A 17,410-nucleotide genomic window follows, 5' to 3' on the forward strand; every position below is an offset into this window, starting at 1 on the left:
AAAGACCTTTCGAAGAAAACTAGAATACCAATTTCTAAACTCTTAGATGAAGCTTTAGAAGACTTACTAAAAAAACATAAAAGTTAATTATTTGTGACGAATTCATCCCCTAGGCTAAAGACCATAGGGGATTTCTTCTAACATCTTTTAAATTGTATCATTGCTAGTAATTAAAATTGTGTGCTAATTGTGACTCTTATTTCACAATCAGTACACTTTTGTATATTGAAATTGATTTATGCTTATAATACAAGCACTATAAATAAATTAAAAAATGAGACTTAGGATTTAATTCTTTTTTTGTGTTAAATAATATCGTACTATAAACGCTTTTGTGGTACACTTTACCTTTATTTTGTATAATTTTTTCTGATTAAACAGATAATAATATTATATTTAATTAAGAAAGTACTTAATAATGTGAAGAAATTGAAATTCATATTAAATGATAATCTATCTATAATAAGTTGTGTTAAAGATTTTACAGTGCATACTTAAGTGTTAGTTCTGTGCCATTGACTGTAATATAAGTTCATTATCGCAACTTATATATATAATAGAAATTAAAAGTTTTGTAAGATAATTTGCTTAATAATTATGGAGGACAAAATGAAAAGATTAAAAGGAATATTAACAACGATTATAGTTGTATTTATGATTAGTGTTACATTAATAGGTTTCAGTAAAAAAGCTGTAAGTACTATTACAACACCAGGAAAACCAGTAAAAGTAGCTGCATTCTTACAGGATTTTACTGATGATTTAATTTCAGAAATTCGTCAAGATTTAGAAGATATTCAAAAAGAAAATCCAGGTAAGGTTGAATATACTTTCTATGATGGTAAGTCAGATCAAGCTATCCAAGATGAAGAACTTGATAAAGTACTTAAAGAAGGTACTGATCTTATATTATTAAATATAGTTAATAAAGGGGATGCTCAAAGAGTTATAAATAAAATTAAACAAACTAATATTCCAGTAATTCTATTTAATAGGGAACCTATTACACCAATACCTATACAATCTTATAATAGAGCTTTGTATATAGGAACAGATGGAAAAGAAACTGGAATGATTCAAGGGAAAATGCTTGTTGATGCATGGAAGACTAGTAAACAATGTATTGATAAAAATAACGATAACATAATGCAATATGTTATGTTAGAAGGTGAAAGTGATAATAAAGAAGCAATTCAAAGAACAAAATCTTCTGTTTCAACAATTGACGCTGCTGGAATTAAAACACAAGAAGTTGCACTTAAAATTTGTGACTGGAATGAGGATTTGGCTTATAAGGATATCAAATCATTATTCGGAAAATATGGTGATCAAATTGAAGTGATAATTTCAAATGATGATACTATGGCTATAGGTGCCATTAAAGCGTTACAAGAATACGGGTATAATAAGGGAGATAAATCAAAAACAATTCCAGTGGTTGGAGTTGATGTAACGCCAGTGGCAAAAGACTTTATAGAAAAAGGATATATGTTAGGTTCGGTTTATGAATATCCTAAGGATTATGCAGATGCTTTGTATGCTTGTGGAATGAATTTAGTTGCTTATAAAAATCCTGTTGAAGGTACAAAATACAAACTTGATGACACACGAGTTGCAATTCGTCTTCCTCAAACAGATTATTTGTATAAAAATATGTTTTTATAAATGTAATCTTACTAGGTGAGGAATATACAAATAAATAGATCTATATTTATAATATTAAGAATGGAGCTGTCGCAAAATAGAAATATAATTTCTATTTTGCAACAACCCCAATAATTACCTAAAATGCTTCAAGACGTTGGAATAAAAAGAAAATACTATCTTACAATATGGAAATTATATTAATTTTTTTTAGTCTATAAAGATCTTAATTAAGGTCGCACTTTTTTCCATAATTTCTGTTAATTTTTCAGCGTTCTGGTGTATCTTTCACTCTATTCACCTATACTTTCTTATGAGTAATATATTTATTTTCACGTTTAAGTTTTATAAGTTTAAAAACTATCGTACCTAATATAGCAGCTAAAATTGAAGCAATTATAATGCTTATTTTTGCAGTAGATAATATATTTTTATCTGAAAATGATAAAGATGAAACAAATATGGACATAGTAAATCCAATACCACCAAGAACACTTGCACCATATAAGTGTCTTTTGGTTACTTTAGATGGAAGTTTAGCAATTTTTAATTTTACTAAAGTATATGAAACTCCAAATATACCTACTTGTTTACCAATAACAAGACCAAATATAATCCCTAAACTAACAGGATTATATATAAGTGTTGAAATACTTTTAACATCAATAGTAATAGCTGAATTTGCTAATGCGAATATTGGCATAACTATAAAAGAAGACCATGGAGATAAAGTTTCATCAATCCTATATAAAATTGATGTTTCAAATTCATCAACAGTTTTTCCAACAGGTAATGCCATTCCAAGTAATACTCCAGCAATCGTTGCATGTATACCTGACTTTAAAACAAAAATCCATAGTAGTATACCTAAAATAACATATACAGATATAAATTTAACTTTAAATCTATTAGCTAATATAAGAGCAATAAAAACAATTACGCCCATAATAAGAGCAATCCAAGAAATTTGACTAGTATAAAATATAGCAATTACTATAATAGCTCCCAAATCATCAACTATAGCTAAAGCTGTAAGAAAAACTACTATTCCTTTAGGTGCTTTTCTGCCTATCAAAGAGAGCACTCCTAAAGCAAATGCAATATCAGTTGCCATTGGAATTCCCCAACCTGTAATAGTTGTTTCTTTATAATTAAATAATGCATAAATAATCGCTGGTACAATCATACCTCCTATAGCAGCTGAGATTGGTAATATGGTTTTTTTAAGAGATTTAAGCTCTCCAAATACCACTTCTCTCTTTATTTCCATACCAACTACTAAGAAAAATATAGCCATTAATCCATCATTAATCCAGTGAAGAACTGACATTGATAGCGAAAAGTCTTTATATCCAATAGTTATATGTGTACTTAGTATATTATCGTATGTTGTTGAAAAACTAGAATTAACAATTATTATTGCAGCAATTGCAAAAATTAAAAGTATTATACCACTAGCAGATTCATTTTTAAAAAAGCGTAAAAATGGATTTAAAATTTTGTTGTAAACATTTTTTTTCATAGTTAATCTCCTTCATATTATTAGGTATCCCCTAAAAGTTTAGTTTAAATAAAAAAATTATAATTATTTTTTATTTCAATTTTAATTGTTAAAAATTGCAACAAAAAGAAGTGGGAATACTCTTAATAGAGTTTCCCACCCCAGAAACTAAAATTGCTTGAAAACAAATTATAAAATTTGTCCAACCGTACCTAGTTATATTCATTTATTTCTATAGCATTTATTATATTATATTTTAATAGAATAATCAACATTTGTATCTTAAATTTGCACTTTCCTACGTTATTCAAGGTTATCCAATCCAAGCTCCATTAGCACCTAATTTATATCCACTAATTGTAGTATTATAAGCCATAGAACCATTATTGTTTAAGTAATAGTATTTTCCATTATCCTTAATCCATCCTGTTTGCATTTTTCCTTGTAAATCTAGATAGTACCAAGTTCCACCCACTGATTGCCAGCCTGTTTTCTTAGCTCCATCAGTGCCTAAATAGTACCAACTTCCGCTGTAATTTAACCAACTAGTAGCCATGTATCCATTTGATTGTAAATAATATTCTTTTCCATAGTTTCTATCAATGAACCAGTTATTCTTTACTGGATTTCCACTTGAATCATTATATTGCCATAATCCATTTACTTGTATCCATTGATTGGCCTTAACAGTTGTAGTAGTTTCACCTCTAGTAATATTTAACGTGTATGTTCTTATTTCATCATCATCTTCTTCAACAGTAACTTTTATTTCATTAATTCCCTTTTTTAAAGATACTGTCTTCTTGAATTTATCATCTTGATCCACTGTCTTTCCATCTATTGTAACTTCATAATTTTCATATTCATCACTATCACAATCTGGCTTTGCAGTTATTTTAACTTCACTCGCTGATTCAGGCACATTAACATTATAGCTAGAAGTATTTTTTGAAAAACTTAAACTTCCATCACTTAAAGTAAGAGTCTTTAAATACACATCTCCATTTTCTTCTTCACTGTCAGATGAACTTCCAGTATATTTTACTTTAATTGTATATTCACTTACAAATGAATCATCACTATATTTTACAGTACCTGGATCTTTAGCATATGTCCTTATTACAAGTGTAGTTGTTGATGCTGATGATAAATCAATAGTACTACTTGTTTTTACTCCTTTAGTAGAACTACTTTTTCCTTTAAATATTCTGACATAACTTGAGCTAACTCCTCTTGTACTTATTTTTATTTTATCTGATGTGGTTTTTGCATAATAAATTCCATCATCATCCATTTCATCATCATCTACTTCATTTTTACTTTTATAATCATTATCACTATAAGTTTTTATAGTACTCCCACTTGAAGTTTTTACTTTAATACTTGTTAAATCACCAGTTGCTGCATATACTTTAGTTGTAATTAAATTTAAGTTTGTTGCTGGCGCAATTACACTAAAAGCACTAACTGTAAGTGCAACTGCAATTATTTTCTTAATATTTCTATTCATATTATCTTCCTCCTTGTATAATATAGTACTATCTACCGCTAATTTGGTATATTAATATTACTTTAAATTATTACTAATTTTTTACTTGCAATATTAATTATTTAATCACTTACTTTTCCTATGATTACATTTTTTAATTAATTGGAATGATAATATAATACTCTAATATCCTACACTTACATTATATAATACAATTATCCAATTTATTCTAAGTACCTTTTTAGGAGAAATTTAAGTATTTATCATATATAAGGAATTCTAATATAAATACAAACAAAAAATCCCATATAAAAAGTACCTAAAATTAATGCTGTAGCTATCACTTCAAACTATCCAGAATTACTTCCAATAATTTTTGATATTACTTGTGCATCTAATACAGCTAATAATACGCCTACAAACATTATAACTCCTAAAAATTCAGGCAAAATATTTTCAAATGACTTCCAAGCTTTTTTAAGTGCTATTTTAGTTTTTTTCTTATCTTTGTAAAATGAAATAATCAAGAGAATTATTGTTATTATTACAATTCCTTCGTAACATCTAATGATATCGTTTAGTATCAAATTTAATTTAATATTTTAGCGATTTTTAGTATACATATAAGTTGTTAAAACAAATTAATCATGTTATTATAATCAATATATTGTCAGGTGATGGAGTTCACCTTTAACTGCGTAATGCTAATGACTCCTACAAAATAACGGTAATCCGTTTTTTGTAGGGGTCTTTTTTATTAAATAAAACAAACTCCACACACAAACTAAGTAGATGATATATCTTATTTACAATATGTGAACCCATAATCAGAAAGGAGCATAATAATGAATAACAATAATTCTAAAACACTAAAAGCGATTGTATTCCTTAAAAATTTAAGCATGAGTGCAATTCTTGGAATATCATTTTTAAAATGGATTCTTGTAAGTACAATTGTTGGTTGTTTAACTGGATCTGTTGCAGCTTTCTTTTTAAAAAGTCTAGAAATTGCAACAACTTTAAGAAATAATAACCCTTGGTTACTCTTTATTCTACCAATTGGAGGTGCCTTTGTTAGTTTTTTATATTCTAAATATGGAAAGACTTCATCAAAAGGTAATAATTTAATTATAGATAAAATTAACAATAGTAGTGGTCATATTCCCCTGCGTATGGCACCTTTAGTTTTCCTTGGAACTTTTATAACCCATCTATTTGGAGGTTCTGCTGGACGAGAAGGTACTGGTGTACAAATTGGTTCAAGTATATCAGAAGGTGTTGGACGTTTATTAAAATTAGATAAAATAGATACTAAGATTATTCTAATGTGTGGAATTAGCAGTGGTTTTGCCTCTGTATTTGGTACCCCACTTGCTGGCACTATATTGGGACTAGAAATAGCTACTCTTGGAACAATGAGTTATGGAGGACTAATTCCATGTTTTGCATCAGCTTTTATTGGGAATCTTGTAACAGAAGCATGGGGGATTCATCATACCCATTATAATATTTTACAAATTCCAGATGTTACATATGCTGTATTATTAAAAATTATAATTGCTGCAATTCTATTTGGATTAATTAGTAAGTTATTTAGCGAATTAACACATAAATTAAAAGAAGTTTTTTCTTTTGGTTTTGAAAATTCATCTATTAAAAGCATGGTTGGTGGAATTATAATAATTGCTTTCACATATATGATAGGAAGCAGAGATTATCTTGGACTTAGTCTTCCTTTAATTAATGATTCATTTACTGGACAAGTTAGCCCTTTTGCATTTTTAAACAAGATTATATTTACTTCTTTTACTTTGGGTACTGGTTTTCAAGGTGGCGAAGTTACTCCTTTATTTACAATAGGTTCAACCTTTGGAAATACTTTATCAAGTATACTTCATATTTCGCCATCATTTTTAGCAGCATTAGGTCTTATTGGAGTATTTGCTGGTGCTACAAATGCACCTATAACATCTTTTATTTTAGGCTTAGAAATGTTTGGTTCTTACAGTATGGAATATATGTTTATGACTTGCGCTATAAGTTATTTGTTTTCTGGTCATTCAGGTATTTATACTTCGCAAAAAATTAGCACAAGTAAAAGTAAATTAATTAAAGTTCCTAAAGAATCTACTCTTGCCTATTATAAAAAAAATAAAGTTGAAGAACCAAAATCTAAAGCTAGTCCAGTCCTTGCTGGTCAATTTAAATTTGGAATTTCTAGCATAGAATTGCCTAGTTCAGAAGGACTTAATATATATATAATAAAATGTAGCGGAAAAGGTGTTAGGTTTGTTCATCATACCTATAATCCTGATGGTGGAACATGGTCAGCAAATCCGATTGATAAACAATTAAAATATATTGAATTAAATGATAATAATAAAGAAGTACATGCTATTAATATTTCTCAATCTTATGGAAAAAAAGATAAATTATTTTTAACAAATACTAATTTATTTAAAAATATTGAAATTGAATATTCTATTAAGCCACACGATTATAAACACTCTGTACATTCTAAGAATGTACAAAAATATAACTATACAGCTTGTAGTAATTCTCTAAAACACATTCTATTACAGAATCAGTTTAAATTCTGGAAATCTAGTTGTGAACTTCCAAACCCTAAAGGAGAAAATATTTATAACATTTCAGTTAAAAATGGTGATAAAGTAATGTTATGCCATAATTCTTTTAATCCTGACGGACATACATGGTCAGCTCCTCCAAGTAGAGATCAAGAACGATATATAGATTTATATGAAGGCGATCATAAATTAAAATTATATATTGAAGAACATTTTGGAGAAAGAGATAAAATCACCTTGGTTAATAATAGTTTTAAAAATAGCGTTCAAATAAATTATACTATTGAGCAAATAACTGAAGATTATGAACAGAAAATTCTATTTAGACCATAATAAATATTTATTTACTATCTAATTATGTTCATATATATTGGTAAATCATTTAGAAATTTCAAAGATATTATATGTTGCTATAAATTTAAAATCATAAATTAAAACATAAATAAAAAAACTCAAGTAATTTAAGTTTATAATTGCTTGAGTTTTTCTAATATCTTTATAAATACACAAATATTTATATATGTTTTTAATTTGCATTAAATCATAATTTTACATAATGATGTAGCTAATATAACTCCTCCTAAACTTAAAAATAAGTTTAGGAAAATGTTACTAACTCCTAATAAATATCTTCCATCAGTTATTAAACTAATAGTTTCATAACTAAATGTAGAAAAAGTTGTTAATCCTCCCATAATACCTGTAGTTAAAAATAGTTTTAAGTTTGGAGATATAAAATCTGTAGAGGCACTTAACTCCATTATTACCCCTATAAGAAATCCACCAAGTACATTAACTATCAATGTCCCTAACGGAATACCTGAATTAAGTAACTTTGATGATTGCATAGAAATTAAGTACCTAATCGATGCTCCTATAAACCCTCCAATGCCAACATAAATAATTTTTTGCAAATTAATCACCTCCCATAATAAAATAATTTATAACTTCTCTTTGTTATATGTTTTTTCAATATTAAATGCCATAGTTAGTATTATTGACATATATCATTCTTTTCTTATTATTTATCTATGATTAAATCTATTGGTGTTGTAAATACAGCTCCCTCCTTAACAATATTCTTAAGTTCATCCAATAAATCTTTTAAATTTTCAGAAGGAACAATACACTCTATCACAATAGGCATTTTTTCACTTAAAGAAAATACTCGTTGCTTGTGTACAACTCTATCTTTACCATATCCTACAATTCCTTTGGTAACAGTAGCCCAAGTAAACTATTCATTGTTATTTCCCCCTCCGATATAATAGTACAAATTTATATTTAGTATATAAAAATAAAAAGACTTCTACTATAATTTTATTATAGTAGAAGTCATCAATCTCCAAAGAGATATTTAAAGGCGAACTTCATCACCTATAGAATGCTTTTTTTATATCACTATACATATTCTCTATTATTAGTATAATTAATTTCCTAATATTTTGCAATTTTTAACTATTACTTCTAAATGTATACATTATAACATAAAAATTCAAATCTATAACCTTTAGGGACAAATCCCATTTACGTTAATCTATGCTATATTTTTTTTTACATCTTCTTCATTTTTCTTTTTTGATTTAAATATCTTGTAAATCATCCCAAGCATTATAAACCATACAGGTGTTACAAATAGAGCTACTCGAGTTTCGTTATTAAGTGCCAATGTAACTATAACAAAAGCAAAAAATGCTAGAATTATATAGTTTATGATTGGATAAAGTGGCATTTTGAATTTGCTCTTAGCAGCAAGCTCAGGATTAGTTTTGTGATATTTTAGATGACAGATAACTATAATTGCCCAAATAAAGATATAGCAGAATGTTGATATACTTGTAATAAGTACAAATACCCCTTCTGGCATAATATAATTCAAAATAACTGAAATCAAGATGACAATTGCAGAGAACATTGTAGCATTAGCAGGTACGTGATTAGAAGTTAATTTTTTCATTGACTTAGGTGCATTATTTTCTTTAGCAAGAGAGTAAACCATACGGCTTGTGCTGAAGATACCGCTGTTACAAGCAGATGCAGCTGATGTTAGTACAACAAAATTTACAATGCTTGCTGCTGCTGCGATTCCCACTGCAGCAAATACCTGTACAAATGGGCTTTTACCTGGATTAATTGAATTCCATGGGTATATACCCATAATAACAGCAAGTGCTCCAACATAGAAAATAATAATTCTAATTGGAATATTGTTAATAGCCTTTGGAATAACCTGTTCTGGATTTTCAGTTTCACCAGCTGTTAAACCAACTAATTCGATTCCAGTAAAAGCAAATACAACCATTTGGAAGGAAAGAATAAAGCCATTTGCCCCATTTGGGAACCAGCCGCCATGACTCCAAAGGTTTGTAAAGCTAGATGCACCAGCATCTGTAGAAAATCCTTTAATAATCATAAATGTACCAATTACAATTAGTGATACAATTGCAACAACTTTAATTAAAGCAAACCAGAATTCCATTTCACCAAATAACTTTACTGCAGTAAGGTTCATAATTAGTAAGACTACAAGAACTATAAGGCTTGGAACCCATCGAGCTATATTCGGGAACCAGTATTGTATATAAAGTCCAGTGGCAGCTACATCGGCCATTGCAAGTGAAATCCAGCAGAACCAATAAGTCCAGCCAGTAACAAATGCTGCGCCTTCTCCTAGATAATCATACACAAACTCTACAAAAGAATGATAATTTAAATTAGAAAGCAATAACTCTCCAAGTGCACGCATAACAAAAAACAAAATTACTCCTGTTATCATATACGCAAATAAAATAGATGGACCAGCCAAGTGAATAGACCTGCCTGCACCAAGGAATAATCCAGTACCAATTGCACCTCCAATTGCAAGCAATTGAACATGACGATTTTTTAGTCCTCGCGATAAATTTTGATTTTCTGACATATGTATTCCGCCTTTCTAAATGTTACTCTAAATGTTACTGTTATTAAATCTGTGTTACTGCGATCACAATTTTCTAGAGTTATTATTTGGGTCATTGAGATATAACTTTCTATTTCAATTATGCCCCAAAAAATATTATTGATGTCAGTGCTGTTATAAAACTTAACTACAAGTTATAGCAGCTACTTATGCAGTACATAATGATGCAAAACTAGTAACGTCACCTTCTGCATTATACTCTTCTTCATTTTTCTCAAAAAGAAATTTTATAGCAAGAGGCAATTTAAATAATTGAAGTAATCCTAGATGTACGGTAAGATAGATTCTGGTTCCCATTAAAAGAATTAGTAACGTAGGTACCCAAACAATGCTGTTAATTGAGTCTAAAAAGTTTTGAATTCCTGTCATTGATAATAACATAAAAAAATCCTCCTATTTTTTGTTACAGAGGAGAATAAGAGTTTAATCAAAAACTATACTTGATTAATCCTATCCCCTGTCCTTTTACCTGAGAGTTTCAGTAACCACGATTATTTATTTTATGATTTACAAAAATAACTCTTTTTATAAATCAAAATAATTATCACAATCACCTTGCTCCTTCGGTGCTCATAATTAAATGAGTCTCTCCAGAGGCTCGTCCAATAGCGGTCCTATTTACCTGAAAGATTTCCCTCTTCGGTGCATTATTAAAAATTTTTTACAAAATTCCATTATAATAACTCTCCCACTACCTTCATCCGAACGTTCTACGATTTACTTTTAAATTATATATGGGTTTTTTTATTATTGCAAGTATTCTTGAAAATTTTTAAGTCATTGTAATGCATTTAATTAAATATTTATTCGTATTCTTATAGTTGCTTCTTTATCTAATATATAAAATACGAATATTCATTTTTTAACATTACAGTTATATACTTAGGACCATTTTTTTATAAATTTCATATATAAGGCATATTCAAAAAAATAACAAGCTAGTATGCCTAAAATCCTTATTATCAAAATGAGTGTAACAAGAAGCTTATTCTTATTACACTCATAAATTTATACTATCAGATTATAATTTAATGACTACCCACTGACTCTAATCCACCTGGTTTATTATGGACAGCCATTCTATCAACTGATTCTAAACATTGATTACTCATTCCTATGAAGTATCCATTCTTAAGAATTACTCTAATTTATTTTTCATTAATTTATTATCCACTCTAGAAATAATTCCTTTAGAATATGATTGAACAAAATTCCCTTTATATTTTATTGATTTGTTACTTTTTAATTCTAAAATACTACCTTGAGATTGATTATTCACATAAACCTTACCAGAATAATCAATTGTGATATCTTCTTTATTAACTGGATTAGTGAGCTTTAGTTCATTCCATTTTCTATTCTTCTCTGATAAGACAGTATAATATATTTTTTTAATCTTGCTATCTGCCACTTCACCAAAATACACATTATCATTAACATCTGCTCCTAATATTCTAGAAGTTTTAACATTAGGAATTGATAAATTTTCCTTTGTATTTAATATAGTTATATTTGAGCCTTCTTCCATTATTGCATTAGTGCTAGTAGTTGGAACTACTATATTTCCTATAACCTTATCACTTTTAACCTTTTTTAATTGATTCATTACATTTGCATAATATAAGTCACATTTTCCATTACTTTTTTTAACTTTTATATATAAACTATGAGTTGATGTTGAAAATACTACATTATCCACCACATCTTTTGAGCTTTCAAGCTTAATTCTCACCTTATTTAAATCAAAATCTGCAAGATCCCTTGCTTCTCCCTTTTTTGCATCAAAAGACATTGGTTCAAAATAATATACTCCCTTATCCTTTATTTTCTGAATAACAATCATATTTCCTTCATTATTTAGCCATTTATAAAACACAACTTCTGCGCCATTATCAACAGTACATTCTTTTTCTTTGTTATCATTACTATCAAATATTTCAAGTTTACTATTTTCTAAATAGGAAATAAATCGTCCATCTGAAGATAATTTAACTTCATTTAAACCTTTTTTTATATCAATTTCTGTTTTCTTATCTGCTAAATTTTCTTGATCTTGAACTTGTTCAGCATTTATACTTAAATCTGTAGATAAATATATCTTTTCAACATATAAAAATATGCTTTGTTGCAATATTAAAGCAATTATAAACCACATTAATCTTCTTTTAATTTTTTTCATTGATCCTCGCTCCTAAATATAAAGTGATTATAAATGTCAAGTGTAGTTTTTGTGCCAAAATTCTCATTATTAAAATTTGATTTTAGACTTTAGGGCTTCTACTGCTCTACATAAAATGCTGTAGCAACAGACCTTTCACCATCCCAAGCATTAGGAGAATTTATTAAATCACCTTTGTAATACATTGTTGATGAATATCCTCCATCAAGAGCACCTGCATTAACAGCACCCCTATTTTTCATGATTTCTTGAACATCATATAAACTTGCTCCAGGGGATGTTATTTTTCTTCCGTCAATAACTAAAAATATAACTGTTCCATCTTCTTTTTGTCCAACTGCAGTTCTAGGATTAAGTCCATCTTCCATTTTATTCTTTATCTGTCTAACTCCATTAATAATAATATTAGGTTTTCTAAAGCACATAGCTTCTTGTACATTCATTTTCTTAAGTTGTGCTAGTGTATGATCTCCAACTATGAGCTCCCCACCATTTGTAAATGCAATAACATTTTCAACATTATTTTCATTTGCACCAGACTTAGGATATACAACCTTACCTTGTGAAATTACAAATCCACCTGGCTCAGATCCAGTCCCTGCATATAGGGTTCCATCAGAAGATTTATCAACAAACGATCCTCCATTAATAGCAGCAACAGCACTATTATCCGTTGCCATTTCACTTGTCTTTTCTCCCATTTTTCCTAAATATTTAGTCATTGCAACCTTAACCTTTAATGGATTTTTTATTTCTAATACATATCCATCAAATCTCTGAGTATGTATATCATATCTATTTATTTCATTTCCCACTTTATATTTAACATTTATCTTTTTCATATCTTGAGAAACTTCTTCATTACCTTCAGTTTCATCTATTCCAAGGATTTTATTTAATGTTGCTTGTGGTATTATATCATTTATTAAATATGCATGTCTTGTTGCAAGTACAGTTGAGATTACTGTTTTTCTTGTATTATCATAGGGACCAAAAAACAATACAAGAGGTGTAGTTATTACTAAAAAAATAAATATATCAAATATCCCACTTAAAAATACTACTGAATTAGATTTTTTTTTCTTTTTTCTCTTTCTATGTCTATGGTTGACTTGATTTTCCATATACTCCTCCAATATATATAACTTATATTTTCCATTATTTACTATTATATATCAAATTAATTACATAGATGTTACAAAAAAATTAAGAAGACATTCTTAAAATAGAATTTAGTTTCTATATTTAAGAATATCTCCCTTTTTTTTATATTTTAAACCAGACTTTTAAGCCATACTTTCTTCTTATATCGCCTAAAACCTACAATAAATTTATATACCTCTTCTAAGGTAAGCATTGCATACACAAAGTAAATAGGAAGTCCAAGGAATATTCCTCCTAAATAAGCTAAAGGTATACCAACACACCAAACTCCTGTAATATCTAGCATTAATGCTACCTTAGTATCTCCACCACTTCTAAGAATACCTACAATATTAATCCAATTAAACACTTTAAATGGTAAGTAAAGTATGAAAACACTTAAACATTTACTTATATCTGCACCTACAATATCTGTTACATTAAATAATCTAATCAATGGAATTCTAATAATGAAACATATTATAGCCATTATTAGAGCAAACATAAACTGCAGTATAATAAAATATTTTGCATGATTTTCAGCATCTTTTAATTTATTTGCTCCTAATTCATTTCCTAAAATAACTGCTGCTGCTGCACTAATTCCTTGGAAAACAACAGTAATTATTTGTTCAACAGTTTGAGTTATTGTAATAGATGCAACAGCTCCATCACCCATTCTTCCATACACTAACGAATACATTGTAATACCTAACCCCCACATAAATTCATTAATAATAACTGGGGATACAGTTGAGAAATATAGTTTTACAAATTCTTTATTCAAAGATATAAGTTCCTTAAGTTTTGCTGTTGCTGGTCCTTTTTCAAAATATACTATACATAAGATACATGTACATTCAATTGCCCTAGCAATTAACGTTGCAATAGCTTCACCTTGAACTCCAAAAGCTGGTATTCCAAAATGCCCAAATATTAAAATATAATTTAATATTACTTTTATAAAAATAGAAATTAATGTTATTACAACAGGTGCTTTTACCTGATTTACGCCTCTTAAAAGTGCTACATATACATTAGTAACTGCTGTTAATGGATAACTGATTGCTGCAATAGCCAAGTATGAAGTTCCTATTTTTATTGTATTTTCATTTGGGGTAAAAATACTCATAACTATTTCAGGACATGCCAAACTTGGAATTACAAAAATAACTGATCCTATTAATCCAATAAAGAGCGACATACCCAAAACTTTTCTTATATTTTTTATATCATTTTTTCCAAAGTACTGAGCTGTTAAAATAGAAGAACCACTTACAATACCAAATAACAATAGTGTAAAAACAAAGAAAACTTTGTTTGCAAGTCCAACTGCTGCAATAGAATTTTGCCCTAAACTTCCAATCATTACAGTATCCACAAGATTTAAACTAGTATTTAATAAAGCTTGTAGTGCTATTGGAATCGTAATAGCTATAGCCTTACGAATAAATTTTTTATCTTGTGCAATGTTCTTTAAATTCTTTGTAATTATCATAATCCTTGATACCTCATATGTTTTATCTAAAAAGTATTACTTTATGCTTTCTTTTATATTAATTTCTATTCTACTTAGTTCAAGCCATTGTGTCTAGTAATTTTTACTATAATTAAATTTCATTTTATAAATATAATTATTATATTATTGTGCTTAGATTTTTTTTTATAAGTGTTAAGATCTTAATTGTGCTTCGCACTTTTTTTAGATGTGAATTGATCTTGGTTATGCTTCGCACTTTTTTTAGATGTGTATATCTTTTATATTTTAAATTTGGTATAATAATATACTGTATAATGTTTAAATCAAGTATATATGAGTCATAATAAAGAAGTAACTTATAAAATAATTTATTTTATCTAATGTCTAGCGTTTCTAACACTCTTATATCTTTACATGGGAGCTAAGAACTGCACGACCCTAGACTCAGTGCCTATTGAGGGTACATTGTGATCCTTGAGGGTATAAGTTCAACTAAATTCAGCTGGAGTATAAAAATCCACCTGAAAAGTTTCACTTTATGTTATTTTTGAATGTGCCTAAATAGCAATTTAATATACCTTATATATTATTGAAACATCAAAATCATGAAAGAGGTGCTTAACAATAAATACAAATTATAAAAATCAAGAAAATAAATACACTACAAAAGGTATTCTTACTGAAATCACTATTCTAAAAAAAGATGGAACTGAACTTATTTGCAAAATAGATACATTTGATGCAGAAAGAGTTCAACAAGCAGGAATTTGGTTTGCTGAATGGCATAAAGATTTTAATAATTATCTAGTTCAAACCTTAATAACTGATAAAGTTAATGGAAAAACAATATCAACTAAACAAACTATTCAATCAGTAATTTTAGGTGTTAATTCTAAAGCTCCAATAAAACATTTAAATGGAAATACTTTAGATAACAGAAAAGAAAACTTAGAATTATATAATAGAAACTTAAAAAATGATTGTACAAAAATTGACTATGAAACTATGGGTATAATTTTAAGAGATAAATTTGGTAATCACAAGGAAACTGCTTTAATTTCTATAGAAGATGTAGATAATGTAGTAAAAGATGAATATAATTGGGTTGTATATAAAAAAGGTTCTGAACTTATGGTTGTAGCTAATACTACAAATGGTAGAATTCGTTTAGATGAACTAATTATGGAACCTGATGAAGAAATGAAAGTGCATCATATAAATTTAAATCCTTTAGATAATAGAAGAAAGAATTTAGAAAATCAACTTATTTAATAAATAATTAGCACGTTAAATACAATAATAAGTCAATGCTTTGATATATATTTTAAGGCAAAAAGGACTAGCATTCTGACTTGTTATTTTTTTGAATATGCCTTATATGTTAAAAATTACTAAGCCAGAGAGAATACATACATGCAACTTCTGCATGTATGTATTCTCTTTTTTTGTTATTTTCACAATTTCCTTTTGTAATTACAATCAAATATATTTTTAACATTATTGGTTAATTTAGTATTTTTATTTAAGTTAATTAGGTGTAAACTATTAAATAAGAGAATTTATATAACATATTATGAGGTGATTTATTTGACAAAATTTGAAATACTATTAGGTGATATAACTAAACTTAAATTTGATGCAATTATAAACGCCGCAAATTCCTCTTTACTTGGGGGTGGTGGAATTGATGGTGCAATTCATAGAGCTTGTGGAGATAAATTATTAGAAGAATGTAGACACTTAAATGGTTGCTTAACTGGAAAAGCCAAAATAACAAAATCTTATGACTTAAATAAGTTTGGTGTATATTGGGTGATACATACTGTCGGTCCCCTTTATAGAAACAATGGCTCTGAAGAAAAATATTTAAGAAGTGCATATCGCTCTGTTCTTGAAGTGGCAACTAATTATTCTGATTATTATTCCAAGCAAAGCAATGAAACTTTAAATAGAAAGCTTTATCTTTTTAATACAAGTGGATTCATTAGAAATAGACATAAAGAATTTCTAATAAGGGATTTTGAGGAATATATACAAGAGCATCCAATTAAAACTATAGCTTTTTCATCCATAAGTACAGGTGCTTATTCTTATCCTTTAAAAGAAGGTTGTAACATAGCTTTAGATGAAATATTAACTTTCATTAATAATTCTCCGGATATTTTTGATGAAATTGCTATGATTTGTTCAGATGAGAAAACTTATAATATGTATCAATCTCTATACAAAGAAAAATTATAGCAAAAGCGGTGACGCCACTTTTCAATTCACAATTTACAAAAAAAGGAGAGTGTCGCAGAATGATTAAATTTTAATCAGGAGCGATGCTCCTTTTCGGATTAAAAGAAGAAATCTCTAAATATCCTATAATATCACATCAATTATTTGAAGATTTCTGAATTTTAAGCGCACTCAAATAGGCCTACT

At 28.1% G+C, this 17,410-nt stretch carries 12 protein-coding genes, 3 pseudogenes, 3 riboswitches and 1 other annotated feature; of the genes and pseudogenes, 5 read left to right on the forward strand and 10 right to left on the reverse strand.

The annotated features are described in order from the left end of the window. The coding region (locus tag LLF98_RS14945; protein ID WP_291705012.1) for a ribbon-helix-helix domain-containing protein at nucleotides 1-87 on the forward strand (87 nt) is incomplete at its 5' end. A gap of 522 nt (nucleotides 88-609) precedes the next feature. Further along, nucleotides 610-1,665 (forward strand): galactose ABC transporter substrate-binding protein, encoded by a 1,056-nt coding sequence (locus tag LLF98_RS14950; protein ID WP_291704990.1) that lies wholly within the window; start codon nucleotides 610-612, stop codon nucleotides 1,663-1,665. Between the two features lie 280 nt (nucleotides 1,666-1,945). On the opposite strand, the gene nhaA is transcribed toward LLF98_RS14950, so the two are convergent. The 3 genes from nhaA to LLF98_RS14965 form a co-directional block, all read right to left on the reverse strand. Further along, nucleotides 1,946-3,166: a Na+/H+ antiporter NhaA gene (gene nhaA, locus LLF98_RS14955; protein ID WP_291704992.1), complete on the reverse strand. Its 1,221-nt coding sequence runs from the start codon at nucleotides 3,164-3,166 to the stop codon at nucleotides 1,946-1,948. 129 nt (nucleotides 3,167-3,295) lie between these two features. Further along, nucleotides 3,296-3,353 (reverse strand) — a sequence feature (sodium ion sensor (DUF1646 type); this cis-regulatory element may regulate processes involved in with the transportation of sodium ions). 105 nt (nucleotides 3,354-3,458) lie between these two features. Next, nucleotides 3,459-4,655, reverse strand: coding sequence for a cadherin-like beta sandwich domain-containing protein (locus LLF98_RS14960; RefSeq protein WP_291704994.1), 1,197 nt, complete (start codon nucleotides 4,653-4,655; stop codon nucleotides 3,459-3,461). A gap of 329 nt (nucleotides 4,656-4,984) precedes the next feature. Beyond that, nucleotides 4,985-5,221, reverse strand: coding sequence for a hypothetical protein (locus tag LLF98_RS14965; protein ID WP_291704996.1), 237 nt, complete (start codon nucleotides 5,219-5,221; stop codon nucleotides 4,985-4,987). A 77-nt stretch (nucleotides 5,222-5,298) separates the two neighbouring features. Continuing rightward, nucleotides 5,299-5,358: riboswitch (Fluoride riboswitch) on the forward strand. A gap of 121 nt (nucleotides 5,359-5,479) precedes the next feature. On the opposite strand from LLF98_RS14965, the pseudogene LLF98_RS15465 reads away from it, so the two are divergent. Beyond that, a pseudogene (locus LLF98_RS15465) lies at nucleotides 5,480-6,772 on the forward strand (voltage-gated chloride channel family protein); the annotation flags it as partial. A gap of 986 nt (nucleotides 6,773-7,758) precedes the next feature. Here LLF98_RS15465 and crcB read toward each other — a convergent pair. From crcB to LLF98_RS15005, 7 genes and pseudogenes are all read right to left on the reverse strand, one after another. Beyond that, entirely contained in the window at nucleotides 7,759-8,136 is a 378-nt protein-coding gene (crcB, locus tag LLF98_RS14975) for a fluoride efflux transporter CrcB (RefSeq protein WP_291705000.1), read from the reverse strand. A gap of 107 nt (nucleotides 8,137-8,243) precedes the next feature. Further along, nucleotides 8,244-8,441: pseudogene (locus LLF98_RS14980) on the reverse strand (DUF190 domain-containing protein); the annotation flags it as partial. A 103-nt stretch (nucleotides 8,442-8,544) separates the two neighbouring features. Next, nucleotides 8,545-8,609: riboswitch (Fluoride riboswitch) on the reverse strand. A 150-nt stretch (nucleotides 8,610-8,759) separates the two neighbouring features. Beyond that, nucleotides 8,760-10,142: an amino acid permease gene (locus tag LLF98_RS14985; protein WP_291705002.1), complete on the reverse strand. Its 1,383-nt coding sequence runs from the start codon at nucleotides 10,140-10,142 to the stop codon at nucleotides 8,760-8,762. Nucleotides 10,143-10,331: 189 nt separating this feature from the next. Continuing rightward, nucleotides 10,332-10,562 (reverse strand): annotated as a pseudogene (locus LLF98_RS14990) (sodium:alanine symporter family protein); the annotation flags it as partial. Between the two features lie 66 nt (nucleotides 10,563-10,628). Continuing rightward, a riboswitch (glycine riboswitch) is annotated at nucleotides 10,629-10,785 on the reverse strand. Between the two features lie 534 nt (nucleotides 10,786-11,319). Continuing rightward, the gene (locus tag LLF98_RS14995; RefSeq protein WP_291705004.1) at nucleotides 11,320-12,360 is read right to left on the reverse strand and encodes a hypothetical protein; all 1,041 of its coding nucleotides are present in this window, start codon (nucleotides 12,358-12,360) and stop codon (nucleotides 11,320-11,322) included. A gap of 98 nt (nucleotides 12,361-12,458) precedes the next feature. Then, nucleotides 12,459-13,484: a phosphodiester glycosidase family protein gene (locus LLF98_RS15000; RefSeq protein WP_291705006.1), complete on the reverse strand. Its 1,026-nt coding sequence runs from the start codon at nucleotides 13,482-13,484 to the stop codon at nucleotides 12,459-12,461. Nucleotides 13,485-13,633: 149 nt separating this feature from the next. Next, entirely contained in the window at nucleotides 13,634-15,001 is a 1,368-nt protein-coding gene (locus tag LLF98_RS15005; RefSeq protein WP_291705008.1) for an MATE family efflux transporter, read from the reverse strand. Nucleotides 15,002-15,607: 606 nt separating this feature from the next. On the opposite strand from LLF98_RS15005, the gene LLF98_RS15010 reads away from it, so the two are divergent. Then, nucleotides 15,608-16,255: a hypothetical protein gene (locus tag LLF98_RS15010; RefSeq protein WP_291705014.1), complete on the forward strand. Its 648-nt coding sequence runs from the start codon at nucleotides 15,608-15,610 to the stop codon at nucleotides 16,253-16,255. A 315-nt stretch (nucleotides 16,256-16,570) separates the two neighbouring features. Continuing rightward, nucleotides 16,571-17,224 (forward strand): macro domain-containing protein, encoded by a 654-nt coding sequence (locus LLF98_RS15015; protein ID WP_291705010.1) that lies wholly within the window; start codon nucleotides 16,571-16,573, stop codon nucleotides 17,222-17,224. The last annotated feature ends 186 nt before the right edge of the window (nucleotides 17,225-17,410 follow it).

The sequence above is a fragment of the Clostridium sp. genome (assembly GCF_021372645.1).
Classification (GTDB): Bacteria; Bacillota; Clostridia; order Clostridiales; family Clostridiaceae; genus Clostridium.